At 71.3% G+C, this 24,989-nt stretch carries 17 protein-coding genes; 10 read left to right on the top strand and 7 right to left on the bottom strand.

All coding sequences use genetic code 11. The features are described 5' to 3' along the window. Nucleotides 1–55 precede the first annotated feature (55 nt). Nucleotides 56–2,365, top strand: a complete 2,310-nt coding sequence (locus tag OG607_RS29415) for a protein kinase domain-containing protein (RefSeq protein WP_405729891.1) — start codon at nucleotides 56–58, stop codon at nucleotides 2,363–2,365. On the opposite strand, the gene OG607_RS29410 is transcribed toward OG607_RS29415, so the two are convergent. Continuing rightward, nucleotides 2,362–6,159, bottom strand: coding sequence for an ABC transporter ATP-binding protein (locus OG607_RS29410; protein ID WP_405729888.1), 3,798 nt, complete (start codon nucleotides 6,157–6,159; stop codon nucleotides 2,362–2,364). The two genes, OG607_RS29415 and OG607_RS29410, sit on opposite strands and share 4 nt — an antisense overlap. A 392-nt stretch (nucleotides 6,160–6,551) precedes the next feature. Here OG607_RS29410 and OG607_RS29405 point away from each other — a divergent pair, with 392 nt between their 5' ends. Further along, complete coding sequence (locus OG607_RS29405; protein ID WP_405729885.1) at nucleotides 6,552–7,355, top strand: endonuclease I family protein; 804 nt, start codon at nucleotides 6,552–6,554, stop codon at nucleotides 7,353–7,355. Between the two features lie 35 nt (nucleotides 7,356–7,390). Here the strand turns inward: OG607_RS29405 and OG607_RS29400 are convergent, their stop codons facing one another. From OG607_RS29400 to OG607_RS29390, 3 genes are read right to left on the bottom strand one after another with little or no spacing between them, the layout of a single operon-like run. Next, complete coding sequence (locus tag OG607_RS29400) at nucleotides 7,391–9,076, bottom strand: thiamine pyrophosphate-binding protein (RefSeq protein ID WP_405729882.1); 1,686 nt, start codon at nucleotides 9,074–9,076, stop codon at nucleotides 7,391–7,393. Continuing rightward, nucleotides 9,073–10,041, bottom strand: a complete 969-nt coding sequence (speB, locus tag OG607_RS29395; RefSeq protein ID WP_405729879.1) for an agmatinase — start codon at nucleotides 10,039–10,041, stop codon at nucleotides 9,073–9,075. The genes OG607_RS29400 and speB overlap by 4 nt, the downstream gene beginning before the upstream one ends. 59 nt (nucleotides 10,042–10,100) lie before the next feature. Continuing rightward, on the bottom strand, nucleotides 10,101–11,561 hold the full coding sequence (locus tag OG607_RS29390; RefSeq protein WP_405729876.1) for a sodium:solute symporter: 1,461 nt from the start codon (nucleotides 11,559–11,561) through the stop codon (nucleotides 10,101–10,103). A 102-nt stretch (nucleotides 11,562–11,663) separates the two neighbouring features. Here OG607_RS29390 and OG607_RS29385 point away from each other — a divergent pair, with 102 nt between their 5' ends. Both OG607_RS29385 and OG607_RS29380 read left to right on the top strand, forming a co-directional pair. Continuing rightward, entirely contained in the window at nucleotides 11,664–13,172 is a 1,509-nt protein-coding gene (locus OG607_RS29385; RefSeq protein ID WP_405729874.1) for a helix-turn-helix domain-containing protein, read from the top strand. Nucleotides 13,173–13,272: 100 nt separating this feature from the next. Continuing rightward, nucleotides 13,273–14,070, top strand: a complete 798-nt coding sequence (locus tag OG607_RS29380; RefSeq protein WP_405729871.1) for a phosphatase — start codon at nucleotides 13,273–13,275, stop codon at nucleotides 14,068–14,070. 44 nt (nucleotides 14,071–14,114) lie between these two features. Here OG607_RS29380 and OG607_RS29375 read toward each other — a convergent pair whose 3' ends face one another. Genes OG607_RS29375 through OG607_RS29365 form a run of 3 tightly spaced genes read right to left on the bottom strand, consistent with a single transcriptional unit; the run spans nucleotide 14,115 to nucleotide 16,844 of the window. Further along, a complete protein-coding gene (locus OG607_RS29375; RefSeq protein WP_405729868.1) occupies nucleotides 14,115–14,999 on the bottom strand; it encodes an acyl-CoA thioesterase in 885 nt (294 codons plus the stop codon). Between the two features lie 16 nt (nucleotides 15,000–15,015). Further along, the gene (locus tag OG607_RS29370) at nucleotides 15,016–16,173 is read right to left on the bottom strand and encodes an acyl-CoA dehydrogenase family protein (RefSeq protein WP_405729866.1); all 1,158 of its coding nucleotides are present in this window, start codon (nucleotides 16,171–16,173) and stop codon (nucleotides 15,016–15,018) included. A gap of 59 nt (nucleotides 16,174–16,232) precedes the next feature. After that, a complete protein-coding gene (locus OG607_RS29365; RefSeq protein ID WP_405729863.1) occupies nucleotides 16,233–16,844 on the bottom strand; it encodes a TetR/AcrR family transcriptional regulator in 612 nt (203 codons plus the stop codon). A gap of 86 nt (nucleotides 16,845–16,930) precedes the next feature. Between OG607_RS29365 and OG607_RS29360 the strand changes: the two genes are divergently transcribed. From OG607_RS29360 to glmS, 6 genes are all read left to right on the top strand, one after another. Beyond that, on the top strand, nucleotides 16,931–18,559 hold the full coding sequence (locus OG607_RS29360) for a carboxyl transferase domain-containing protein (RefSeq protein ID WP_405729860.1): 1,629 nt from the start codon (nucleotides 16,931–16,933) through the stop codon (nucleotides 18,557–18,559). An 18-nt stretch (nucleotides 18,560–18,577) separates the two neighbouring features. Next, nucleotides 18,578–20,560 (top strand): acetyl/propionyl/methylcrotonyl-CoA carboxylase subunit alpha, encoded by a 1,983-nt coding sequence (locus OG607_RS29355; RefSeq protein ID WP_405729857.1) that lies wholly within the window; start codon nucleotides 18,578–18,580, stop codon nucleotides 20,558–20,560. Continuing rightward, complete coding sequence (locus tag OG607_RS29350; protein WP_405729854.1) at nucleotides 20,557–21,489, top strand: hydroxymethylglutaryl-CoA lyase; 933 nt, start codon at nucleotides 20,557–20,559, stop codon at nucleotides 21,487–21,489. The genes OG607_RS29355 and OG607_RS29350 overlap by 4 nt, the downstream gene beginning before the upstream one ends. Nucleotides 21,490–21,496: 7 nt before the next feature. Beyond that, nucleotides 21,497–22,702 carry an acyl-CoA dehydrogenase family protein gene (locus OG607_RS29345; protein WP_405729851.1) on the top strand — a complete coding sequence of 402 codons (1,206 nt, stop codon included), beginning with the start codon at nucleotides 21,497–21,499 and terminating at the stop codon, nucleotides 22,700–22,702. A 117-nt stretch (nucleotides 22,703–22,819) separates the two neighbouring features. Further along, complete coding sequence (locus OG607_RS29340) at nucleotides 22,820–23,095, top strand: hypothetical protein (RefSeq protein ID WP_405729848.1); 276 nt, start codon at nucleotides 22,820–22,822, stop codon at nucleotides 23,093–23,095. A gap of 73 nt (nucleotides 23,096–23,168) precedes the next feature. Then, nucleotides 23,169–24,983 (top strand): glutamine--fructose-6-phosphate transaminase (isomerizing), encoded by a 1,815-nt coding sequence (gene glmS / locus OG607_RS29335; protein WP_405729845.1) that lies wholly within the window; start codon nucleotides 23,169–23,171, stop codon nucleotides 24,981–24,983. Nucleotides 24,984–24,989 lie beyond the last annotated feature (6 nt).

The raw sequence follows: 24,989 nt of genomic DNA, 5'->3' as shown, positions 1-24,989 counted from the left end.
TCAATGCGGGGTACCGGTATGCTCCGGGCGTCTGACAACCGACGTCGGGGGCGCGATGCATCAGGCCGGTAACCACGACCTACCCCTCGTCCCCGGGTATGTACTCGACCGCGTACTCGGCGAAGGCGGCATGGGCCACGTCTACCTGGGCACGTCGCCATCGGGGCGCACGGTCGCGGTGAAGGTGATCCGCGCCGAGGTGGCCGACGACCCGGCCTTCCGCTCCCGCTTCCGGCAGGAGGTCGACGCGGCCCGGCAGGTCAGCGGCGCCTTCACCGCGCCGGTGATCGACGCCGATCCGGACGCCCGGACGCCGTGGATGGTCACGCAGTACATCGCCGGGCCGCCGCTGGACCAGCGGGTCAAGGCCGGGCCGCCGCTGCGGGCGGAGGAGTTGAGGCAGCTGGCGGGCGGGCTCGCCGAGGCGCTGCGGGACATCCACCGGGCGGGGATCGTGCACCGCGACCTCAAGCCGTCCAATGTCCTGCTCGCGGACGACGGGCCGCGGGTCATCGACTTCGGGATCGTACGGGCCGCCGAGCCGCATGTGCGCACCCAGACCGGCATCGTGGTGGGCACCCCGCCCTTCATGTCGCCCGAGCAGATCCGGGCCGCCCGCGACATCGGTCCGGCGAGCGATGTCTTCTCGTTCGGCTCGGTGATGGTCTACGCGGCCTCCGGGCACGCCCCGTTCCCCGCTTCGGATCTGTACACGGTGGCGTACCAGCTGGTCCACGACGAGCCGGACCTGTCCGACGTCCCGGACTGGCTGCGGTCCGTGGTCGTCCGCTGCCTGGCGAAGGACCCGGCCCGCCGTCCCACGGCCGCGGAGCTGCTGACGCTGCTTCCGGCGCGGCCCGAGCCGCCGCAACAGCAGAAGCAGCCGGAGCCAGAGCTGGAGCCGGATCCGGAGCCGCAGTTCGAGCCTCGGCCGCAGCCCCCCTCGTACGTCCCCACCGGCCCGGCCTCGCCCGGCCCCGACACCACCCTGCCCGGTCTGCGCAAGCGCCGTGTCCTGGTCGCCATGGCCGCCGTCGTGGCCACGGCCACGCTCACGAGCGCCATCCTGTACGGGATGCTCCAGGACCAGTCGGGCAGCGCCGCCGGCAAGGGCGGCTCCGGCTCGGGCACGCTGTCCGCCGCCGTGTCGGCCTCCGCCTCCGCGAGCGCGGCGGCCCGGCCGCCGGGGGCAGGGGCCTACGCGGCCACGCAGTCCGGAGGCTCGGCCTACACCTACGCGTACACCGACAGCGCCGACCGCCGGCCCGAGGGGTGGCGGGCCTGGAGCGGCGCCGCGAAGAAGCCGCTCGGCCGGGACAGCACCTGCGTGTACGCGCAAGCCTCGCTGCTGTGCGTGGGAGACGCGACCGTGCGCATCGACGCCGCGACCGGGAAGTCGCTGTGGACCCGCGCCTCGATCACGGCGTACGGGCAGAACTCCCCCGCCGTCGTCGGCGACACAGCCATCGTCAACACCGGGGACGCCATCCGGGGCCTGTCCCTGAAGAGCGGTAAGGACCTGTGGAGTTACCGCACCTCGATCCTCACCCAGCGCCTGACGGCCGACGGCCGCAACGTGTACGTGGCCGAGCACAGCGGCCGCGTGCACGCGGTCGACGCGCGGACCGGCACATGGCGGTGGACCGCCCTGCCGGGCAGCGCCAACACCTCCCAGTACCCGCCGTCGATCCGGTCCTTCGGCGGGAAGGTCTACCTCTTCTCCGGAAAGGACCCCGACGACGGAGGGGGACCGGAGGATCTCCTCACCGTGCTGGACGCCGGGTCCGGAAAGCGTGTCGCCGAATACGGTCTCAAGCCCGGTTGCGTCATGGGGTCGGAGGCACTCCTGACCGAGGGCGGCAGGACGGTCATGTACTGCGTGGTGACGAACAGCGAGGAGACCCGGACCGGGGTGCTCCGGCGGGTGCTCGGCGCCGGGGGCGCGAGCTCCACCACCTGGCTGGGCGGAAGCTGGGGATCGGGGCAGGTCGGCGCCGCCGAGCTGTCGGTGTCGCGGGGCCGCGCCTACCTCGCGGCGAGCGACGGCGCCGACTGGTCGGTCGTCGCGGTCGACACGGCCAAGCGCGCGGAGCTGTGGAGCGCGCCGGTGCCCGGGGCCGAGGCCGTCGACACCCCGCCGATTCACGCCGGGGGCCGGCTCTATCTGGCGTACAACGGCGGCGGTGCCTCCTTTGACGACGCCTCGGGCGACCGGCTCTGGTACCACAAACCGCAGGCGACCAGCACCGATCCCTGGGAGACATCCTCGGACACCGAGCCGCTGGTGGCCGGCGGGGTGATCTTCCTCCCCGAACCGCAGGGCGGCTGGATGAGCCTCGACGCCACCCGGCCGGACAAACCCTAGGCCACCGCCTCGCTGCTCTCGTCCTCCCCGACGAACGCCCGCCACAGCGAGGCGTAACGCCCGTCCCGGGCCAGCAGCTCCTCGTGCGTGCCGTCCTCCACGACGCGGCCGTGGTCGAGGACGACGACGCGGTCGGCGCGTGCGGCCGTGGTCAGGCGGTGGGCCACCACGAGCGTTGTGCGGCGAGCCGCGAGGCGGTCGGCTGCCTGGTTGACCAGGGCCTCGGTGGCAAGGTCGAGGGCGGCGGTGGCCTCGTCGAGGAGCAGGATGTCGGGGTCGACGAGCTCGGCGCGGGCGAGGGCTATCAGCTGCCGCTGGCCGGCGGAGAGGTTGCGCCCGCGGTCGGCGACGGTGTGCAGGTAGCCGCCGTCGAAGGTGGCGATCATGGCGTGCGCGCCGACCGCCCGCGCGGCGGCCTCGACCTCGGCGTCGGTGGCGTCCATCCGCCCGTACGCGATCGCGTCACGCACCGTCCCGGCGAACAGATACGGCTCCTGCGGCACGACGCCGAGCCTGCGCCGGTATCCGGTGGGATCCAGCTCGCGCACGTCGTGGCCGTCGACCAGAACCGCGCCACCGGTGGGGTCGTAGAACCGGGCGACCAGCTTGACCAGCGTGGACTTGCCCGCGCCGGTCTCGCCGACGAAGGCGACGGTCTGCCCGGCGGGTATCCGCAGGTCCACCCCGGACAGGGCCTCCGCGCCGTCCCGCCCGTACCGGAAGCGGACATCGTCGAAGACGATCTCGCCGCGCAGGGAGCCGACCTCGCGGGGATCGGCGGCGGCCGGGATCGCGGTAGGAGTGCGCAGCAGCTCACGTATGCGGCCCATGGAGACCGACGCCTGCTGGTAGCCGTCGAAGACCTGGGAGAGCTGCTGGACGGGCGAGAAGAACAGGTCGATGTAGAGCAGATACGCGACCAGGGCGCCCGCGGTGAGGGTGCCGGCGCCGACCCGGTTGGCGCCGACGATCAGGACGAGGGCGGCGGCCACGCTGGACAGGAGCTGGACGAAGGGGAAGTAGACGGAGATCAGGAACTGGCCGCGCAGGCGGGCCTGCCGGTAGGCGTCGCTGCGCCCTGCGAAGCGCTCCGCGCCGCCCTCCTCGCGGCGGAAGGCCTGCACGATGCGCAGCCCGGCGACGTGCTCCTGCAGGTCGGCGTTGACGACACCGACCCGCTCGCGGGCGAGTTCGTAGGCCTTGACGGACTTGCGCCGGAAGATCCAGGTGGCGGCGAGCAGGACCGGGAGGGTCGCGAAGACCATGAGCGCGAGCTGCAGGTCGATGGCGAGCAGCGCGACGAGGATACCGAAGAAGGTCAGCAGGCTGACGAGCGCGGTGACCAGGCCGGTCTGCAGGAAGGTCGACAGGGCGTCCACGTCGGTGGTCATCCGGGTCATGATGCGGCCGCTCAGCTCGCGCTCGTAGTAGTCGAGTCCGAGCCGGTGCAGGTGCGCGAAGATCTTGACGCGGAGGGTGTAGAGGACGCGCTCACCGGTGCGGCCGGTCAGCCGGGCGGCGCCCCACTGCGCCGCCCACTGGCCGAGGACGATGAGCAGGCCGAGCAGCGAGGCGGCCCAGACCGCGCCGAGCGCGGCCTGGCGGACGCCGGAGTCGATGCCGTGCCGGATCAGGACGGGCAGCAGCAGCCCGGCGAGCGCGTCGGCGGCGACCAGCAGCAGGCTGAACAGCAGGGGGGCGCGGAAGCCGCGCAGCAGGCTGCGCAGTCCGAAGTCGCTGTCGGCGATGCGGGCGGCCGACTCGTCCACGTCCGGCGTGTCGTCGGCCGGCGGCAGTGCGGCGACCTTGGCGAGGAGCTCGGGCGTGGCCGGCATGCCGGCCAGGGCGGCGGCCATCCCGCCGGGTCCGCCGCCGGTGCCGGCGGCCACCGTGGCGCCCGCGCCGGCCCCCGTGCCGCTGGTGGCCTCGTTCCGGTCACGTTGCCACAGCTCTGGCGTGATGCCGCCCTCCGCGGCCGAAGTCTCCGCCTCCGCCTCCGCCTCCGCCTCCCGGAAGGCGACGGCCCCTGCCGGGTCGTGCGCCACGACATCCGCGCCCAGTTCGTCCGGATCGGTGAGCAGCCGCCGGTAGAGCGGGCAGCGGGCCTGAAGCTCCTCATGGGTGCCGACGTCCACCAGCCGCCCCGCCTCCATGACGGCGATGCGGTCCGCCAGGGCGAGCGTGGAGCGGCGGTGGGCGATCAGCAGCGTGGTGCGGCCAGCCATGACCTCGCGCAGCGCGTCATGGATGTCCGCCTCCACCTGTGCGTCGACGGCGGAGGTGGCGTCGTCCAGGAGCAGCAGGCGCGGGTCGGTGAGGATGGCGCGGGCCAGGGCCACGCGCTGCCGCTGGCCGCCGGAGAGTGTGAGGCCCTGCTCGCCGACGACCGTGTCGTACCCGTCCGGCAGGCTGCTGATGAACTCATGGGCCTGCGCATGCCGGGTGGCGGTGAGGATCTGCTCGTCCGTGGCGTCCGGGTGGCCGTACGCGATGTTGGCGCGGACGGTGTCGGAGAAGAGGAAGCTGTCCTCGGGCACCAGCCCTATGGCATCGCGCAGCGAGTCGAAGGTCAGGTCGCGGACATCCTGGCCGCCGACCTTCACCGCGCCGCCAGTGGCGTCGTAGAAGCGCGGCAGCAGCAGCGAGACGGTGGACTTGCCGCTGCCGGAGGCACCGACGACGGCGAGGGTCTCGCCCGGCTCGATGCGCAGGCTGAAATCGTCGAGGACGGGCCTCAGCGGGTCGTAGCCGAAGCTGACATGGTCGAACTCGACCGTCGCCGGGGCATCGCCCGGCAGCTCCCGGCTGCCCTGCGCCAGGGTCGGCTCGGTGTCGATGAGCTCAAGGACCCGCTCGACGCCGGCCCGGGCCTGCTGGCCGACGGTGAGCATCATGGTGAGCATCCGGACCGGGCCGGTGAGCTGGGCGAGGTAGGTGGAGAAGGCGACGAAGGTGCCCAGGCTGATCTGGCCCCGGGTGGCCATCCAGCCGCCCAGCGCCAGCATCCCGACCTGGCCGAGCGCGGGCACTGCCTGCAGTGCGGGGCTGTAGCGGGCGTTCAGCCGTATGGTGCGCAGCCGCCCGGCGAACAGCTTTCCGCTGACGCCCTCCAGCTTCGCCATCTCCTGCTGCTCCTGCCCGAAGCCCTTGACGACGCGGACCCCGGTGACCGACCCCTCCACGATCCCGGCGACGGCGGCGGCCTGGCCCTGCGCGTACCAGGTGGCGGGGAAGAGCCGGTCGCGGCTGCGTCCGGCGAGGAACCACAGGGCGGGGGCGACGGCCAGCGCGACGAGGGTGAGCAGCGGGGACAGCACCAGCATGACGACGAGTGACATCACGAAGAGCAGCAGATTGCCCAGCATGACCGGCCACATCCACAGCAGGCCCTGGATGAGCTGCAGGTCGCTCGTGGCGCGGCCGACGACCTGCCCGGTGTTGAGCTCGTCCTGCCGGGCTCCGTCCAGCCGGGTCAGCGAGCGGAACATGTCGGTGCGCAGGTCGTGCTGCACGTCGAGGGCCAGCCGGCCCCCGTAGAAGCGCCTGACGTACGTCAGCACGTAGACGACCAGGGCGGCGCCGATGAGCGCTATCGCCCAGGGCATCAGCGGGCGGTCGTGCGCGACGATCACGTCATCGATGATCACCTTGGGCACCAGTGGAACCAGGGCCGTCACGGCCATGCCGCCCAGCGACGCCCCGAGCGCCAGCAGCACATTGCGCCGGTACCGCCAGCAGTAGCCGATCAGTCGCCGCAGCCAGCCCTGTTCGCCGTCACCGCTCTTCCCCGCCACCCGGATCCTCCGCTCTGTGTACCGCTCTCCTGCCCGGCCCCCCGCCGGTCTTCGCAGCAATGCAACGCGCTGGCGTGCGGATTTCATCCTGCTGCAACAAAGCTACGGCCCAGGTCTGACAATCGTCGTCCGTCGGTCCTAGGTCCCCGGCACTGCGCGGCGGCGGGACCTGCAGAGGTCGTACGGTCGGCCGCCGTCGGGCCGGCGGTGACGCGGGGCGGACTCGGCCTGAATCGCGTGAAGTTCAGCGGCAGACGCCGAATCGCGGTGTCTACACATGACATGTCCATTTCAGAAACACAACAGACCCGCGCCGTTCATGTGCCGAAACGCGCGCGCGTGCCACTCTACGCGTGTCGACCAATCAACACGCGTAGAACGGACTCCCCCACATGCGCGCTTCGCAGATACGCAGATGGAAAACACTGGCGCTCGGCGTCTCCGCCGTCCTCGTCGGCCTCGCCCTGCCGGCCGCCACCGCGACACCGGCCTCGGCGACCACCACCGCCTACGACGCCACGTACTACAAGAACGCGGTCGGAAAGACCGGCACGACCCTGAAGTCCTCGCTGCACACGATCATCAGCAGCCAGACGAAGCTGTCGTACTCGGCGCTGTGGGACGCGCTGAAGGTCACGGACCAGGACCCGAGCAACAGCAGCAACGTGATCCTGCTGTACTCCGGCATCTCCCGCAGCAAGACGCTCAACGGCGGCGACAGCGGCGACTGGAACCGTGAGCACGTGTGGGCGATCTCGCACGGCGACCTCACCACGTCGACCGGCCCCGGCACGGACCTGCACCACATCCGCCCGGAGGACGTGGCGGTCAACGGCAAGCGCGGCAACCTCGACTTCGACGAGGGCGGCAGCACCTTCACCAACAGCGGTGGCAGCAAGGTCGACTCGGACTCCTTCGAGCCCCGCGACGCCGTCAAGGGCGACGTGGCCCGCATGATCCTCTACATGGCCGTCCGCTACGAAGGCGACGACGGCAAGGCCGACCTGGAGCCCGACGACATCGTCGGCAACGGCAGCAACCCGTACATCGGCAAGCTGTCCGTCCTCAAGCAGTGGAACGACGAGGACCCGCCGGACTCCTTCGAGGAGAACCGCAACAACGTCATCTACAACACGTACCAGCACAACCGGAACCCGTTCATCGACCACCCGGAGTGGGTCGAGGCGATCTGGTAGACCGGCGCGATCTGGTAGACCGGCGCCTCGTCCGGTCAGGCCAGGTGCGTCGGCGCGAACATCCGCAGCACCGCCGGGAGCAGGACCACCGACGGGCCGGGGGTCGCGAGCGCCTTCGCCAGGTCCGCCTCGAGCGTCCCGGGTGTCGTACGGACACCCGGGACGCCGAAGGACTCGGCGAGCGCCACGAAGTCCGGGCGGGCCAGCTCCGTTGCCGTGGCCTGCCCGAAGGCGTCCGTCATGTACTCGCGAAGGATGCCGTAGCCGCCGTCGTCGACGATCAGCCAGGTGACGTCCAGGTCGTACTGCCTGGCCGTGGCCAGTTCGGCGATGGAGTACAGCGCGCCGCCGTCGCCCGACACCGCGAGCACCGGGCGCGTTCGGTCGGCCGCCGCCGCCCCCAGCGCCGCCGGGAAGCCGTAGCCGAGGCCGCCGGCGCCCTGCGCGGAGTGCATGGTGTTGGGACGGCGGGCGTCGAAGGCGGACCATGCCCAGTAGGCCAGGATGGTCATGTCCCAGAAGGAGGGCGCGTCGTCCGGCAGCGCCCTGCGCACGGCGGCCAGCACATCCTGCTCCAGGGTGAGCTCCTGGGCGGCGATCCGCTCGCGGACGAGAGCGAGCACCGCGCGTACGCGCCCGGCAGCCGCCGGATCCGTACGCTCCTCCACCGTCTCCAGCAGCGCGGACAGCGCGAGCCGCGCATCCGCGTGGATGCCGAGCGCCGGGTGGTTGGACTCCAGCTTGCCGAGGTCGGCCTCGATCTGGATGATCCGGCCGCGGGGCTTGAACGTGTGGTAGTTGGAGGACAGTTCGCCCAGACCCGAGCCCACGACCAGGAGTACGTCCGCGTCCTCCAGGAAGTCGGTGATGTGCCGGTCCTCCAGCCAGGACTGGAGCGAGAGCGGATGTTCCCAGGGGAAGGCGCCCTTGCCGCCGAAGGTGGTCACCACCGGGGCGTCCAGTTTCCCGGCCAGCGCGCGCAGCTTGCCGGCGGCGTCGGCGCGTACGACACCGCCGCCGGCGATGATCGCGGGGCGCTGTGCGCCGGACAGCAGGGCGGCGGCGACCGCGGTCAGCTCGGGACGGGGTGCGACCTCGTCCGGAGTCGCGTCGGGTGCCGTCACGACCGGCAGGATCGTTTCGGCGAGCAGCACGTCCTGTGGGATCTCCACCCACACCGGCCCGTGCGGGACGGTGAGCGCCGACTGCCACGCGGCCGCGATGGCCGAGGGGATCTGCGACTGCGTGCGCACGCTGTGCACGGACTTCACAACGCCCTTGAACGAGGCCTGCTGGTCGGCGAGCTCGTGCAGATAGCCGTGCCGCCCGCCGCCCAGAGCCGCCGTGGGGACCTGGCTGCTGATCGCCAGGACGGGGGCACTGGCCGCCGCCGCCTCCTGGAGCGCGGCCAGGGAGGTGAGCGCCCCCGGCCCGGTGGAGAGCAGCAGCGGGGCGGCCTCACCGGTGATCCGGCCGTACGCGTCCGCCGCGAAGCCCGCGTTGTTCTCCACGCGCAGGCCGATGTAGTCCAGCGAGGAGCGGCGCAGCGCGTCGAACACGCCCAGCGCGTGCTGGCCGGGCAGCCCGAAGACAGTGGTCGCGCCGAGCCCCTGGAGGGTCTCCACGACCAGGTCCCCGCCGGTCCGGCCGGGCGGAGGGTTCAGTGCCGCCTCGGTCTGCGCGGCGGTGGGCCGCAGGACCAGGTCGTGGTCGTGGGTCACTTGTTCCGGGCCTCCGCGATCTGGCGGGACATGATCGTCGTCAGCTCGTACGCGGTGTGGGACGCGGCGACCGAGGTGATCTCCGCATGATCGTACGCCGGGGCGACCTCGACGACATCGGCGGAGACCAGGTTGCAGGAGGCCAGCCCGCGCAGGATCTCCAGCAGTTCGCGGGAGGTCAGGCCGCCGGCCTCGGGGGTTCCGGTGCCGGGGGCGTGCGCCGGGTCGAGGACGTCGATGTCGATGGAGATGTAGAGCGGGCGGTCGCCGACGCGCTCACGCAGTTGCTGGGCGACCTCGTCCACACCGCGCCGCATGACATCGGCGGAGGTGACGATGCCGAAGCCCATCTTCTCGTCGTCGGTGAGGTCCTGCTTGCCGTACAGCGGCCCGCGCGTACCGACATGGGAAAGGGCGGAGGTGTCGAGGATGCCCTCCTCGACGGCCCGGCGGAACGGGGTGCCGTGCGTGTACTCGGCGCCGAAGTAGGTGTCCCAGGTGTCCAGGTGCGCGTCGAAGTGCAGCAGTGCGACCGGCCCGTGCTTGCGCGCGACGGATCGCAGCAGCGGCAGGGCGATCGTGTGGTCGCCGCCCAGCGTCATCAGGCGGGCGCCGGTGTCCAGCAGGGCGTCCGCGGCGGCCTGGACGGTCTCCACGGCCTCGTTGATGTCGAACGGATTGGCGGTGATGTCACCGGCATCCGCCACCTGCGCAAGCGCGAAAGGCGAAGCGTCCTGCGCAGGGTTGTACGGGCGCAGCAGGCGGCTCGCCTCTCGGATCGCGTTGCCGCCGAAGCGGGCCCCGGGCCGGTAGGAGACACCGCTGTCGAACGGGACGCCGACCACGGCCACATCGGCGGCGCCGACCTCGTCGAGGCGGGGCAGCCGGGCGAACGTGGCGGGCCCGGCGTACCGCGGGATGCGGGACGAGTCGACGGGGCCGCGCGGCGGTTCGGTGCGGCTCATGATGACTGCCTTCTTTCCTGCGCTTCGTTGCGTTTTGTGACACCAGGCGTTTTGTGACTTTAACCGACCGGAACCGTGGCCTCGGCGGCCGCCTGAGGCGTACGCCCCGCCAGCCGCTCACGCCAGGCCGCGAGCACGGCGGCGTCCGTCGGCTTCGTGGCCAGGCTCACGGCCACGTACGCGACCAGCGAGGCCAGCAGGCCGTAGTAGACCGGCTCGTTGGCGAGGATGCCCTTCCAGGCCATGAGGCCGACGACGGCCGCGCCGCCGGCCACGACCGAGGACAGAGCGCCGGGCGCTGTGCCGCGCTTCCAGAGCAGACCGCCGAGGATCGGCACGAGCAGCCCGCCGACCAGCAGGTTGTAGGCGACGGTGAGCGCCTCGACGACATTGTTCAGCGTGATGGCGATGCAGATGACGGCGATGCCCATGATGAGGATGAACAGGCGGTTGCCGCGCACCTCGTCGTGATCGTCGTCCTTGCGCGTGAACGCGCCGCGCAACCGCGACCAGATGTCGTTGTTCGCGACCGTCGCACACGCGATCAGCGCGCCGGAGGAGGTGGACATGACCGCCGACAGTGCCGCCGCCAGCACCAGCCCGCGCACCCCCACCGGCAGGGCGTCCTTCACGATCGTCGCGAAGGCGTCGTCGGCCGCGCCGAGCTTCGGGTAGAGCACCTTCGCGGCCGTGCCGATGACCGCGCCGGCCAGGGCGTAGGCCAGGCAGTAGACCCCGGCCACGGTGCCGCCGAGCCTGGCGACCCGGTCGCTGCGGGCGGTGAAGACCCGCTGCCAGATGTCCTGCCCGATGAGCATGCCGAAGGTGTAGATCAGAACGTAGGTGAAGATCGTCTGGCCGCCGATGCCGAGCGGTGAGAAGTACTCGGCCGGCAGCCGCGCCTTCATCTGGGAGAAGCCGCCCGCCTTCACCACGGCGATCGGCAGCAGAAGCAGCAGCACGCCGATCGTCTTGACGACGAACTGCACCATGTCGGTGAGCGTGATCGACCACATCCCGCCGAGCGTGGAGTACGCGACCACGATCGCCCCGCCGAGGATGATCGCGAGGGTACGGTCCATGCCGAAGAGCACATCGAAGATCGTGGCGTACGCGATGGTCGAGGTCACCGCGAGCATCAGCGTGTACGCCCACATGACGACGCCGGAGATGACCCCGGCGGAGCCGCCGTAGCGCAGGTCGAGCATCTCGGAGACGGTGTAGACCTTCAGCCGGGCGATGCGCGCGGAGAAGAAGACGCTCAGGGCGAGCAGGCCGAGGCCGATGGTGAAGACCATCCAGGCGCCGGAGAGGCCGTACCGGTAGCCGAGGCCGACGCCGCCGATGGTGGAGGCGCCGCCGAGGACGATCGCGGCCATCGTGCCGGAGTACATGGCGGGGCCGAGGCGGCGGCCCGCGACCAGGAAGTCGCTCTTGGACCTGGCGCGGCGCATGCCCCACCAGCCCATGGCCAGCATGCCGGCCAGGTAGACCACGATCACCGCGTAGTCGACAGCCATGAGTGCCTCCTCCATCCGTTTCGCCGACCATAAAGTTGCCGCCGGGCGGCGCAGAAGCGTACGTTCCATCCACTTTCAGCTGGCAGAGTGGATGGAACGCACATGCCGCAGCCCTCAGAGCCGAGCGGGCCACCTGGGCCGAGCGGGCCGCCGACACCGGCCGTGCCGCTGTCGGCCCTGCTCGCCCGGACCGAACTCGGCCTGCGCAAGGTCGCCGGGCCGGAGGAGGACGTACCCCTCCACTGGGTGCACACCAGCGAGATGGAGGATCCGCTTCCCTATCTGCTGGGCGGCGAGCTGCTGCTCACCGCCGGAGTGCACTTCGAGTCGGCGGCGGGCGCGGGCACCTACCTCGACCGCTATGTGGCCCGTGCCATCGACGGCGGCGCGGCGGCCCTCGGCTTCGGGCTCGCCCCTGTGCACGACGAGACCCCGCGTGCCCTCGTCGCAGCCTGCGAGCGCTACGGGCTGCCTCTGGTCGAGGTCCCGCCCGCCACCCCCTTCACCGCTGTCGCCCGCGCGGTCTGGCAGGCCATGGCCGAGGCCCGGGACCGGGAGCTGCGCCGGGTCACCGAGGCCCAGCAGGCCCTCGCATCGGCCGCCGCCCGCCCCGACCCGGTGCCCGCGGTGCTGCGCAGGCTCGCCCGGAGCACGACCGGCTGGGCAGCCCTGGTCTCGCCGGGCGGCCAGGAGCTCTACGCGGCCGGGCCCGCCCCCGCCACGGAGGTCCGTGAAGGCGTCGGACGGCTGGCCGGGACGGTCCGGCCGGCCCCCGCGTCCGCCACCGACACCGTCGGCGGGATGCAACTGGCGGCGTACGCCCTCGCCGGGGGCGCGCCGGGCGAGCGGCCGGTGCTGGTGGTTGTCACCGGGCATCGCGATCCCGCCGGCCACACCATCGGAGGCGTCGCCGCCGTTCTGCTGTCCCTGCTGACCGGCCCGCACCTGGGGACCGCCGAGGCGGGCCGGTCAGCAGCCCTGGTACGGCTGCTGCTCGGCGCGCCGCCCGAGGAGGCCGTCCCGCTCCTGGGCGGGCGGCCGCTGTGGACCGTGGTGCACGCCCTGCGCAGGGGGCCGTCCGCCGGCCCCCTGGCGGCGGCCGCGCTCGGGACGGCCCTGGGCACGGCGCTGTTCGACGGCCAGGCCGGCACCGCCACTGACACCGGCACCGTAAAACTGCTGCTGCCGGCCGACCGCGAGGTCACGCCCCAGCCGGGCTGGACGCTCGGGGTGAGCGGCCCGGTGGGTGCGGGCGAACTCCCCGCCGGTGATGCGCAGGCGGCAGGAGCGCTGCGCCGGGCCGTCGCCACCCGGTCCGCGCTGGCCCTGCACCGTGGCGGCGACACGGGCGTGGCAGGGCTCGTCTCCCCCGACGAGGCGCGGAAGCACGCCCGGGCCGCGCTCGCGCCCATCATGGACTCGGCCGCGCTCGTGGCCACCCTGCGCACCTGGCTCGAGCTGCACGGCAGCTGGGACCGCACAGCCGTGGCCCTGCAGGTGCACCGCAACACCGTCCGCCAGCGGATCGGCCGGGCGGCGGCGCTGCTGGACATGGATCTGGACGATCCGGACACCCGTATGGAGCTGTGGTTCGCTCTGCGCTGGGTCTGAGCCCCTGGCGGCCGGTGCTGACGGCCCGGCAACAGGTCACGCCTCGGCGTCGATCAGACACCGCCCGCACGCGCGTGCGGAGACACGGGACAATAAGCGCATGTCCTTTGCCACCGCACCGTCCCGCCAGTCGCTCACCGAGCATCTCGTCCGCACGCGCATAGCGGGCGATGTCGCCACCCCCCGCGAGAACAACCTCTCCCACTACCGCAAGCTCGCGCAGGGCGACCGGTACTTCTGGTTCGGGCTCGAACTCGGCGACCGCTGGACGGACGAGCAGGACGTGCTCGCGGTGATGGCGGACCGCTGCGGGGTCGACGACGATCCCGCGAACCGCACGGGGCAGGACACCATCGACCCCGAACTGACCATCGACGCCCTCGACCGCGCGGCAACCCGCCTGCGCAAGGCAGCGGAGGCAGGGCAGCGCGTGCTGTTCGCGACCGGCCACCCGGGCGGACTCCTCGACGTGCACCGAAAGACGGCCGCCGCCATGCGCACAGCGGGCTGCGACATCGTCCGGATACCCGGCGGGCTGACCGCCGACGAGGGCGGCGTCTTCCAGTTCTGCGACGTGGCCATGCTGGAGCGCGGCGCCACGCTCTGGCACACCCACTCCGCCGCCCCCATGGCCGCGATCCTCGACGCCCTCGAAGCCCAGGGGCAGCCGCTGCCGGACCTCGTCGTCGCCGACCACGGCTGGGCGGGCTGCGCGGGCCAGCGCGGCATCGACGCGATCGGCTACGCCGACTGCAACGACCCGGCGCTCTTCATCGGCGAGGCCGAAGGCACGCTCTCGGTGACCATCCCGCTCGACGACCACGTGGTCGACCCGCGCTTCTACGACCCGCTGACGGCGTATCTCCTGGACGCGGCGGGACTTGAGCTGCAGCCCTGAGCCGTCCCGGGGTCCCAGGGCCCCGGGGTCAGGCCGCACAGCGCCTAGTGGCTGCGCGGTACGCGCACGACGCCTTCCTGGATGACGGAGACGGCCAGCCGGCCGTCGCTGGTGTAGATGCGGGCCGTGCCGAGCCCGCGGCCGCCGGAGGCGGAGGGGCTCTGCTGGTCGTAGAGCAGCCATTCGTCGGCGCGGAAGGGCCGGTGGAACCACATGGCGTGGTCGAGGCTCGCACCGACGACGTCGCCGACGGCCCAGCCGCCCCGGCCGTGGGCGAGCAGGACCGAGTCGAGCAGGGTCATGTCCGACACGTAGGTGGCAAGGCAGACATGCAGCAGCGGGTCGTCGGCGAGCTTGCCCCTGGTGCGGAACCAGACCTGGGAGCGCGGCTCGCGCGGCCCCCGACCGGCCGTGAGGTAGGGCGGATCATCGACGTAGCGCAGGTCCACGGCGGCGCGTGACTCAAGGAGCCGGTCCAGCACACCGGGGTCGGGGAACTTGTCGGCATGCGCGGGCAGCAGTTCCTCGGCCGAGGGCAGGGTCTCGGGGTCCGGCGCCGGGGGCATCGGCTCCTGGTGGTCGAGGCCGTCCTCGTACGCCTGGAAGGACGCCGAGAGGTGGAAGATCGGCTGCCCGTGCTGCACCGCCACCACCCGGCGGGTGGTGAAGGAGCGGCCGTCGCGGATCCGGTCGACCTCGTAAACGATCGGCGCGCCCGGGTCGCCGGTGCGCAGGAAGTACGCGTGCAGGGAGTGTGCGGCGCGGTCCTGCGGCACGGTGCGCCCGGCCGCGACCAGTGCCTGGGCGGCGACCTGGCCGCCGAAGACGCGCGGCACGATGGCGGGCAGGCTGGTGCCGCGGAAGATGTCCTGCTCGATCCGCTCCAGGTCGAGCAGATCGAGCAGGGACTGCAGTGCGTCGTTGGTCACGGGTTCCGGGCTCCGGTCACAGACCCAGCGACTTGGCGATGATCGAGCGCATGACCTCGCTGGTGCCGCCGTAGATGCGGTGCACGCGGTTGTCGGCGTACAGGCGGGCGATGGGGTACTCGAGCATGTAGCCGTAGCCGCCGTGCAGCTGCAGGCACTTGTCGATCACCTTGGCGGCGTTCTCGGTGCAGAACAGCTTTGCGCGCGCGGCGTCCGCGGCGGTGAAGTCGCCGGTCTCGTGCGCCTCCAGGGCACGGTCGACGACGGCCTCCATGGCGTCGACGTCGGAGGCGCAGTCGGCGAGCACGAACTTGGTGTTCTGGAACTCGGAGACGGACTTGCCGAAGACCTTGCGGTCGCGGACGTACTGGGTGGCGAAACGGACGGCGGCGTCGGCCTGCGCGTAGGAGCTGACGGCGATGGCCAGGCGCTCGACGGCCAGGTTGTGGGCAAGGTAGGAGAAGCCCTTGCCCTCGTCGCCGAGCAGGTTCTCGACCGGGACCTTGACATCGGTGAAGGACAGCTCGGCGGTGTCCGAGGTGCGCAGGCCGATCTTGTCGAGCTTGCGGCCGACCGCGTAGCCCTCGCTCTTGGTGTCGACGGCCAGGATGGAAAGGCCGGCGCGGCGGTTCTCCGGGGTGGCGGGCGAGGTGCGGCACACGACCAGCACCATGTCGGCGACGACGCCGCCGGTGATGAAGGTCTTGGCGCCGTTGAGGACGTAGTGCGTGCCGTCCTCGGAGAGCTTGGCGTTGGTGGTCATGCCGGCCAGGTCGGAGCCGGTGCCGGGCTCGGTCATGGCGATGGCCGTCATCATCTCGCCGGTGATGAAGGGCGGCAGCCAGCGCTTCTTCTGCTCCTCGTTGGCGAATTCGAGGATGTACGGCAGGACGAGACCGGTGTGCACACCGCTGCTGCCGAAGCTGACGCCGGCCCTGGCGCACTCCTCGGTGACCACGGCGCTGAACTTCCAGCCGGTGACGCCGGCGCCGCCGTACTCCTCCGGGACCTCGATGCCGAATATGCCCAGCTCACCGAGCTTGAGGTAGAAGTCGCGGGGCGGGTAGCCGGCCTGCTCCCACTCGGGGTAGACGGGCACCACCTCGGAGGCGATGAAGTCCCGGATGGTCTCCCGGAACGCCTCGTGGTCCTCGTTGTAAACCGTGCGACGCACTGGGCGCCTCCTCTGCGGTGCGCATGGTGAGCAAGTGAGCAAGCCGAGTAAGCAAGCGCTCAGTAAGTTACTTGCCGGTCGGCCGGAATGTCCAGAGCGGCAAAAGCGCCGAGGGCGAGCCGGTGCAGCACCGCGGCCGTCGCCTCCCGGCCGGGCAGGCCGCCGTGCGGACCCAGGTGCGGGGTGGAGTTCAGCAGCCCGAAGACCGCGTGGACGGCCGCCCGGGTCTCGGGCTCGGGCGCGACCGGGTGCACCTGGCGGACCACCCCGACCCACTGCTCCACGTACTGCCGCTGGAGCTGCCGCACCAGCTTGCGGTCGGAGTCGCGCAGCCGGTCCAGCTCGCGGTCGTGGAGGGTGATCAGCGGACGGTCGTCGAGCGCGAAGTCGATATGGCCCCGGATCAGGGCGTCCAGCGCCTCACCCGGGCCGGCGGCCTCGGCCACCCGCAGCTTCCCGGCAGCCATCAGCCGGCCGCTGATGCCGACCAGGAGCTCGGCGAGCATCGCGTCCTTGCCCGCGAAATGCCGGTAGAGGCCGGGTCCGCTGATGCCCACCGCGGCACCTATCTCGTCCACTCCGACACCGTGGAAGCCCCGCTCGGCGAAGAGTCGAGCGGCCTCCCTGAGGATCTGCTCGCGCCGGTTCGTGGGGGCCTTCGTGGAGGTCATGAAACTAATTCTAGACAACCCCGTTAATGAGCGTTAACGTGGTGGAGAACACGTTAACGATCGCTAACCTGACCGGGGGCCGGGCCATGGAAGCACCCGTGCTGCGAAGCGCAGCCGATCCCACGAGCGACGCGTACCGCGCCAACGCCCAGGCGCACACGGAGCTCACCGCCCGGCTGCGCGACAAGCTCGCGGCCGCCCGGCTCGGCGGCGGTGAGAAGGCCAGAGCCCGGCACACCTCGCGCGGCAAACTGCTGCCCCGTGACCGGGTGGACGGGCTGCTCGACCCCGGCTCGCCCTTCCTGGAGCTGGCCCCGCTGGCCGCCGACGGGATGTACGGGGGCCAGGCCCCGGCCGCCGGAGTGGTGGCCGGCATCGGCCGGGTGTCAGGTCGTGAGGTGGTCGTCGTCGCCAACGACGCGACGGTCAAGGGCGGCACGTACTACCCGATGACCGTCAAGAAGCACCTGCGCGCCCAGGAGATCGCGCTCGACAACCGGCTGCCCTGCGTCTATCTCGTCGACTCCGGTGGCGCCTTCCTGCCCCGGCAGGACGAGGTCTTCCCCGACCGCGACCACTTCGGGCGGATCTTCTACAACCAGGCCACGATGTCGGCCCGCGGTATCCCGCAGATCGCCGCCGTCATGGGCTCCTGCACGGCCGGCGGCGCCTATGTCCCCGCGATGAGCGACGAGGCGGTCATCGTCCGGAACCAGGGCACGATCTTCCTGGGCGGCCCGCCGCTGGTGAAGGCCGCCACCGGCGAGGTGGTGACCGCCGAGGAGCTGGGCGGCGGCGAGGTGCACTCCCGCATCTCCGGGGTCACCGACCACCTGGCCGAGGACGACGCCCACGCCCTGCGAATCGTCCGCAACATCGTCTCCACCCTCCCCGCCCGAGGCCTCCTCCCCTGGTCCGTGGAGCCCGCGGACGCCCCCGCCGTCGACCCGGCCGGGCTCTACGGCGCGGTGCCGGTGGACTCCCGCACCCCGTACGACGTGCGCGAGGTGATCGCCCGGATCACGGACGGGAGCCGCTTCGCCGAGTTCAAGCCCGAGTACGGCACGACGCTGGTCACCGGTTTCGCCCGCGTCCACGGCCATCCGGTCGGCATCATCGCCAACAACGGCATCCTGTTCTCCGAATCGGCCCAGAAGGGCGCCCACTTCATCGAGCTGTGCGACCAGCGGGCCATCCCCTTGCTGTTCCTCCAGAACATCTCGGGCTTCATGGTGGGCCGCCAGTACGAGGCCGGCGGCATCGCCAAGCACGGCGCGAAGATGGTCACAGCCGTCGCCTCGACCCGGGTCCCGAAGCTGACCGTGGTCATCGGCGGCTCGTACGGCGCCGGCAACTACTCGATGTGCGGCCGGGCTTATTCACCGCGCTTCCTGTGGATGTGGCCCAACGCCAAGATCTCCGTCATGGGTGGCGAACAGGCCGCCTCCGTCCTGGCCACGGTCAAGCGCGACCAGCTGGCCGCGAACGGCGAGAAGTGGTCCGAGGAGGCGGAGGAGGAGTTCAAGGCCCCCATCCGCTCCCAGTACGAAGAGCAGGGAAACGCCTACTACGCGACGGCCCGGCTCTGGGACGACGGGGTCATCGACCCTCTGGAGACCCGCCAGGTCCTGGGTCTCGCACTCACCGCGTGCGCCAACGCGCCCATTCCGCAACACGATCCGACGGCGCCAGGCTTCGGCGTCTTCCGGATGTAGGGGGAGGGAAGCCACACCATGTTCGACACCGTCCTGGTGGCCAACCGCGGCGAGATCGCCGTCCGCGTCATCCGCACCCTGCGCAGACTCGGTGTGCGGTCGGTCGCCGTCTTCAGCGACGCCGATGCGGGCACCCGGCATGTCCGGGAGGCCGACACCGCCGTACGCATCGGGCCGGCAGCCGCCGCGGAGAGCTACCTGTCCATCGAGCGGCTGCTGGACGCCGCCGCCCGCAGCGGCGCGCAGGCCGTCCACCCCGGCTATGGCTTCCTCGCCGAGAACGCCTCCTTCGCCCGGGCCTGCGACAACGCCGGGCTGGTCTTCATCGGCCCGCCGGCCGATGCGATCGCGCTCATGGGCGACAAGATCCGCGCCAAGGAGACAGTGCGGGCCGCCGGGGTCCCGGTCGTCCCCGGCAGCAGCGGCAGCGGGCTCGACGACGGCCAGCTGATCGCCGCCGCACGGGAGATCGGCACCCCGGTGCTGCTCAAGCCATCGGCGGGCGGCGGAGGCAAGGGCATGCGACTCGTCCGCGACGAGTCGCTGCTCGCCGAGGAGATCGCCGCGGCCCGGCGCGAGGCACTCGGCTCCTTCGGCGACGACACGCTGCTGGTGGAGCGCTGGATCGACCGCCCCCGCCACATCGAGATCCAGATCCTGGCCGACGGTCACGGCCAGGTGGTCCACCTCGGCGAGCGCGAGTGCTCGCTGCAACGCCGGCACCAGAAGGTCATCGAGGAAGCCCCCTCGGCCCTCCTCGACCCCGGCACCCGGGCAGCCATGGGCGCGGCCGCCGTCCAGGCGGCGCGCAGCTGCGGTTATGTCGGCGCCGGGACGGTCGAGTTCATCGTGCCGGGGAGCGACCCCTCGGCCTACTGCTTCATGGAGATGAACACCCGCCTGCAGGTGGAACACCCCGTCACGGAGTTCATCACCGGCCTGGACCTGGTCGAGTGGCAGCTCCGGGTCGCGGCGGGCGAGCACCTGTCCTTCGGCCAGGAGGACATCGAGCTGACCGGACATGCCGTGGAGGCCCGGATCTGCGCGGAGGTGCCCGCACGGGGCTTCCTGCCGTCGGCGGGGAAGGTGCTGGCCCTGCACGAACCGCAGGGCGAAGGCGTACGGGTCGACTCCGGGCTCACGGCCGGCACCGAGATCGGCACGGCCTACGACCCGATGCTCGCCAAGATCATCGCCCACGGCCCCGACCGGGCCACCGCACTGCGCCGGCTGCGGGCGGCCCTCGCGGGCATGACCGTCCTGGGCCTGGACACCAACACCGGCTTTCTGCGGCGGCTGCTGGCCCATCCGGACGTCGTCGCCGCAGACCTGGACACGGGGCTGATCGAGCGGGAGCTCGCCAGACTGCTGCCCGGTGAGGTCCCCGACGAGGTCTACGGTGCGGCGGCACTGCTGCGGCAGGCCGCGCTTGAGCCTTCCGGCGGCTGGATCGACCCGTTCTCCGTGCCCAGCGGCTTCCGGCTGGGCGGCGAGGCGGCGTGGACCGTGCACCACCTCAGAGTGCCGGGACTCGAGCCCCTCGGAGTCCAGGTCCGCGAAGGCGAGGTGCGCATCGGCGACGCCCCGCCCCTGCAAGCCCGGCTGCTGGCGGCCGAGGACGGCCGGGTGATCCTGGACTGGGGCGGCGTGACGCACACCTTCAGCCACGCCGGGGCGTGGCTCGGCCGGGACGGGGACAGCTGGCAGGTCGCCGACCACGATCCCGTGGAGGCGGCGCTGCGCGGCGGCGCGGGAGCGGGCGGGCTCGACACCCTCGCGGCTCCCATGCCGGGGACGGTGACCGTGGTCAAGGTCGCGAAGGGCGACACGGTCACCGCCGGGCAGAGCCTGCTGGTGGTGGAGGCGATGAAGATGGAGCACGTCATCACCGCCCCGCACGACGGCACGGTCACCGAGATCGATGTGGCACCCGGCAGCACGGTGGCCATGGACCAGGTGCTCGCCGTGGTCACCCCGCACCAGGAGGAGAGGGCGTCATGACCGCCACCGGCCTTCCCATGCGCTCGCCGCTCACCGGCCTTCCGCGAAGCGTCCGCATCCACGAGGTCGGCGCCCGTGACGGGCTGCAGAACGAGAAGGCGACCGTGCCGACCGCCGTCAAGGCGGAGTTCATCCACCGCCTGGCCGGGGCGGGGCTTCGCACGGTCGAGGCGACCAGCTTCGTGCACCCCAAGTGGGTGCCCCAACTGGCCGACGCCGAACAGCTGATGCCGCTGCTGGAGGACCTGTCGGGGGTCCACCTCCCCGTACTCGTGCCGAACGAGCGGGGGCTGGACCGCGCGCTGGCCCTGGGGGTGCGCGAGGTCGCCGTGTTCGGGAGTGCGACGGAGTCGTTCGCGAAGGCCAATCTGAACCGGACGGTCGAGGAGTCGCTGGCGATGTTCGAGCCGGTGGCGGCCAAGGCGCGGGCCGCGGGAGCGAGTGTGCGCGGCTATCTGTCCATGGCCTTCGGGGATCCCTGGGAGGGGCCGGTGCCGGTCGGGCAGGTCGCGGCTGTCGCCCGGCGGCTGTTCGACCTCGGCTGCGACGAGGTGAGCATCAGCGACACGATCGGAGTCGCGACCCCCGGCCATGTCGTGGCGCTGCTCGGCGCGCTGGATGTCCCGCTCGACCGGATCGCCGTGCACTTCCACGACACGTACGGCCAGGCCCTGTCCAACACCCTGGCCGCCCTCCAGCAGGGCGTGAGCATCGTGGACGCCTCGGCAGGCGGCCTCGGCGGCTGCCCGTTCGCCAAGAGCGCCACAGGAAACCTCGCGACCGAAGACCTCCTCTGGATGCTGAACGGCCTCGGCATCGACACCGGGGTCGATCTCACCCGCCTCACCGCCACAAGCGTGTGGATGGCGGAGCAACTGGGCCGACCCAGCCCGTCCCGTACCGTCCGCGCCCTCTCCCACGAGGAGTGAGTCAGCCATGACCACCGCCATGACGCCCTCTGCGGCATCCGCCGCGACCCCCTCCCACCGGCTGCCGGCCGAATACGAGGAACTCCGCCGCACGGTGGAGCAGTTCGCGCACGATGTCATCGCGCCGAAGATCGGCGAGTTCTACGAGCACGACGAGTTCCCGTACGAGATCGTCCGCGAGATGGGCCGGATGGGCCTGTTCGGACTGCCGTTCCCCGAGGAGTACGGCGGGATGGGCGGCGACTACTTCGCGTTCTGTCTGGCCCTGGAGGAGCTGGCCCGGGTGGACTCCTCGATGGCGATCACCCTGGAGGCCGGGGTGGGGCTGGGGGCCATGCCCATCTTCCGCTTCGGCACTGAGGAGCAGAAGCGCGAGTGGCTGCCCCGTCTCACCTCGGGCGAGGCGCTGGGCGCATTCGGGCTCACCGAGCCGGAGTGCGGCTCGGACGCGGGCGGCACCCGCACCACGGCCAGGCTGGACGAGGCGACCGGCGAATGGGTGATCAACGGCACCAAGTGCTTCATCACCAATTCCGGCACCGACATAACGGCCCTGGTCACGGTTACCGCCGTCACCGGCCGCAAGGCTGACGGCCGCCCGGAGATCTCATCGATCATCGTGCCGTCCGGCACCCCCGGGTTCACGGTCTCCAAGAAGTACAGCAAGGTGGGCTGGAACGCCTCGGACACCCGTGAGCTGGCCTTCTCGGACTGCCGGGTCCCGGCGGGCAATTTGGTGGGCGAGGAGGGGCGGGGCTATGCCCAGTTCCTGCGGATCCTGGACGAGGGGCGGATCGCGATCTCGGCGCTGGCCACCGGCCTGGCACAGGGTTGCGTGGACGAGTCGGTGGCGTACGCCAAGGCCAGGCAGGCCTTCGGCCGGCCGATCGGGGCCAACCAGGCGATCCAGTTCAAGCTCGCCGACATGGAGATGCGGGCCCACACCGCCCGCCTGGCCTGGCGGGACGCGGCGTCGCGGCTGCTCTCGGGCGAGCCGTTCAAGAAGGAGGCGGCGCTCGCCAAGCTCTACTCCTCAGAGATCGCGGTCACCAATGCCCGCGAGGCCACCCAGATCCACGGCGGCTACGGCTTCATGAACGAGTACCCGGTGGCCCGGATGTGGCGGGACTCCAAGATCCTGGAGATCGGCGAGGGCACCAGCGAGGTACAGCGCATGCTGATCGCCCGAGAGCTGGGGCTGCCCATGGCCTAGAGGGATGAGGGCATCAGCTCATCACATAATCCACTCATGGCTTAGTTTCCCTCATCGTCTGCCCGATATCGGGCAGGATTCTTGCAAAGCGGGCCCTCCCTCCCGCAGGATCATCCGGTGCTCGAAAGCCGTGCGTCGTATGACGACCTCATTGACCACCTGGTCAGGACCACGCCGCTGCAACGCGGCGAGGCCGCCAGGGTGATCCAGGACGTCCTGGCGTACTTCGACGAGACGGCAGAGGACTTCATCCGGCGCCGCCACCGCGAGCTGCAAGCGAAGGGGCTGGTGAACACGGACATTTTCGACCGGATCACCGCTGAGCTGCCCTATCGCGCGGTGACGCCGCCGGAGTACTCGCTGAGGCAGTTGCGCCGCATCGTCTACGGCTGAGTTACGGACCGAGTCACAGGCTGAGTCACGGCTGAGCACACCATGAACACGATCGGGAGGGACAGCCAAACCCATGTGCGGAATCGTCGGATATATCGGTAGGCGCGATGTGGCCCCACTGCTGCTGGAGGGCCTGGCGCGGCTGGAGTACCGCGGCTACGACTCGGCGGGCATCGCCATCGCCGGGAAGTCCGGGGGCCTGAAGACCGTCAAGGCCAAGGGCCGGGTCCGTGAGCTGGAGGCCCGGGTGCCCAAGCGGTTCGCGGGCACCACGGGCATCGCGCACACGCGCTGGGCCACCCATGGCGCGCCGAGCGACGAGAACGCCCACCCGCACCTGGACGGCGAGGGCAAGGTCGCCGTCGTCCACAACGGCATCATCGACAACGCCACCGCGCTGCGGGCCAAGCTGACCGCCGACGGCGTCGTCTTCCTGTCCGAGACCGACACCGAGGTGCTGACCCACCTCATCGGCCGCTCCCAGGCCGAGACGCTGGAGGACAAGGTCCGCCAGTCGCTCGCCCTGATCGAGGGCACGTACGGGATCGCCGTGCTGCACGCCGACTTCCCGGACCGGATCGTGGTCGCCCGCAACGGCTCCCCGGTGGTGCTGGGCATCGGCGAGAAGGAGATGTTCGTCGCCTCGGACGTCGCCGCGCTGGTCGCGCACACCCGCCAGGTGGTCACGCTCGACGACGGCGAGATGGCCACTCTCAAGGCCGACGACTTCCGTACGTACACCACCGACGGCGCCCGCACCACCGCCTCGCCGACCACCGTGGAGTGGGAGGCCGAGTCGTACGACATGGGCGGCCACGACACGTACATGCACAAGGAGATCACCGAGCAGGTCGAGGCGGTGGACCGCGTGCTGCGCGGGCGGATCGACGACCGCTTCTCCACGGTCCACCTCGGCGGCCTCAACCTGGACGCCCGCGAGGCGCGTGCCGTGCGCCGGGTGAAGATCCTGGGCTGCGGGACCTCGTACCACGCGGGAATGATCGGCGCCGGGCTGATCGAGGAGCTGGCCAGGATCCCCGCGGACGCCGAGCCGGCTTCGGAGTTCCGGTACCGCAATCCGGTGGTGGACCCCGACACGCTCTATGTCGCGGTCTCGCAGTCCGGTGAGACCTATGACGTCCTGGCGGCTGTGCAGGAGCTCAAGCGCAAGGGCGCCCGCGTCCTCGGCGTGGTGAATGTCGTGGGCTCGGCGATCGCCCGCGAGACCGACGGCGGGGTGTACGTCCACGCGGGCCCCGAGGTCTGCGTGGTCTCCACGAAGTGCTTCACCAACACCGTGGTCGCCTTCGCGCTGCTGGCCCTGCACCTCGGCCGGATCCGGGACCTTTCGGTCGCGGACGGCAAGCGGCTGATCGCGGGCCTGCGCAGGCTGCCGGAGCAGATCGCCGAGGTCCTGGGGCAGGAGGCGGAGATCAAGAAGCTCGCCGAGGAGTACGCGGAAGCGAAGTCGATGATGTTCATCGGCCGGGTGCGCGGCTACCCGGTGGCCCTTGAGGCCTCCCTGAAGCTCAAGGAGATCAGCTACATCCACGCCGAGGCGTATCCGGCCTCGGAGCTGAAGCACGGCCCGCTGGCCCTCATCGAGCCCGCCATGCCGACGGTCGCGATCGTGCCGGACGACGACCTGCTGGAGAAGAACCGGGCGGCGCTGGAGGAGATCAAGGCCCGCAGCGGGCCGATCCTGGCCGTCGCGCACAGCGAGCAGGAGCGGGCCGACCACACCATCCTGGTCCCGAAGAACGAGCACGAGCTGGACCCGATCCTGATGGGCATCCCGCTGCAGCTGCTGGCGTACCACACGGCGCTGGCGCTGGGCCGGGACATCGACAAGCCGCGCAACCTCGCGAAGTCCGTCACGGTCGAGTAGCCAAAG

The sequence above is a fragment of the Streptomyces sp. NBC_01537 genome (genome assembly GCF_045040445.1).
Taxonomy (GTDB): Bacteria; Actinomycetota; Actinomycetes; order Streptomycetales; family Streptomycetaceae; genus Actinacidiphila.
Note: the sequence above shows the minus strand (reverse complement) of the source record. Positions and strands in the feature narration are given on the sequence as shown.

Coding starts and splice junctions, on each gene's coding strand:
- OG607_RS29385 (WP_405729874.1), top strand. CDS start 11,664: ATGCCGCAGCCCTCAGAGCCGAGCGGGCCACCTGGGCCGAGCGGGCCG.
- speB (WP_405729879.1), bottom strand. CDS start 10,041: ATGAGCCGCACCGAACCGCCGCGCGGCCCCGTCGACTCGTCCCGCATC.
- OG607_RS29345 (WP_405729851.1), top strand. CDS start 21,497: ATGACCACCGCCATGACGCCCTCTGCGGCATCCGCCGCGACCCCCTCC.
- OG607_RS29380 (WP_405729871.1), top strand. CDS start 13,273: ATGTCCTTTGCCACCGCACCGTCCCGCCAGTCGCTCACCGAGCATCTC.
- OG607_RS29365 (WP_405729863.1), bottom strand. CDS start 16,844: ATGACCTCCACGAAGGCCCCCACGAACCGGCGCGAGCAGATCCTCAGG.
- OG607_RS29355 (WP_405729857.1), top strand. CDS start 18,578: ATGTTCGACACCGTCCTGGTGGCCAACCGCGGCGAGATCGCCGTCCGC.
- OG607_RS29390 (WP_405729876.1), bottom strand. CDS start 11,561: ATGGCTGTCGACTACGCGGTGATCGTGGTCTACCTGGCCGGCATGCTG.
- OG607_RS29350 (WP_405729854.1), top strand. CDS start 20,557: ATGACCGCCACCGGCCTTCCCATGCGCTCGCCGCTCACCGGCCTTCCG.
- OG607_RS29405 (WP_405729885.1), top strand. CDS start 6,552: ATGCGCGCTTCGCAGATACGCAGATGGAAAACACTGGCGCTCGGCGTC.
- OG607_RS29415 (WP_405729891.1), top strand. CDS start 56: ATGCATCAGGCCGGTAACCACGACCTACCCCTCGTCCCCGGGTATGTA.
- glmS (WP_405729845.1), top strand. CDS start 23,169: ATGTGCGGAATCGTCGGATATATCGGTAGGCGCGATGTGGCCCCACTG.
- OG607_RS29360 (WP_405729860.1), top strand. CDS start 16,931: ATGGAAGCACCCGTGCTGCGAAGCGCAGCCGATCCCACGAGCGACGCG.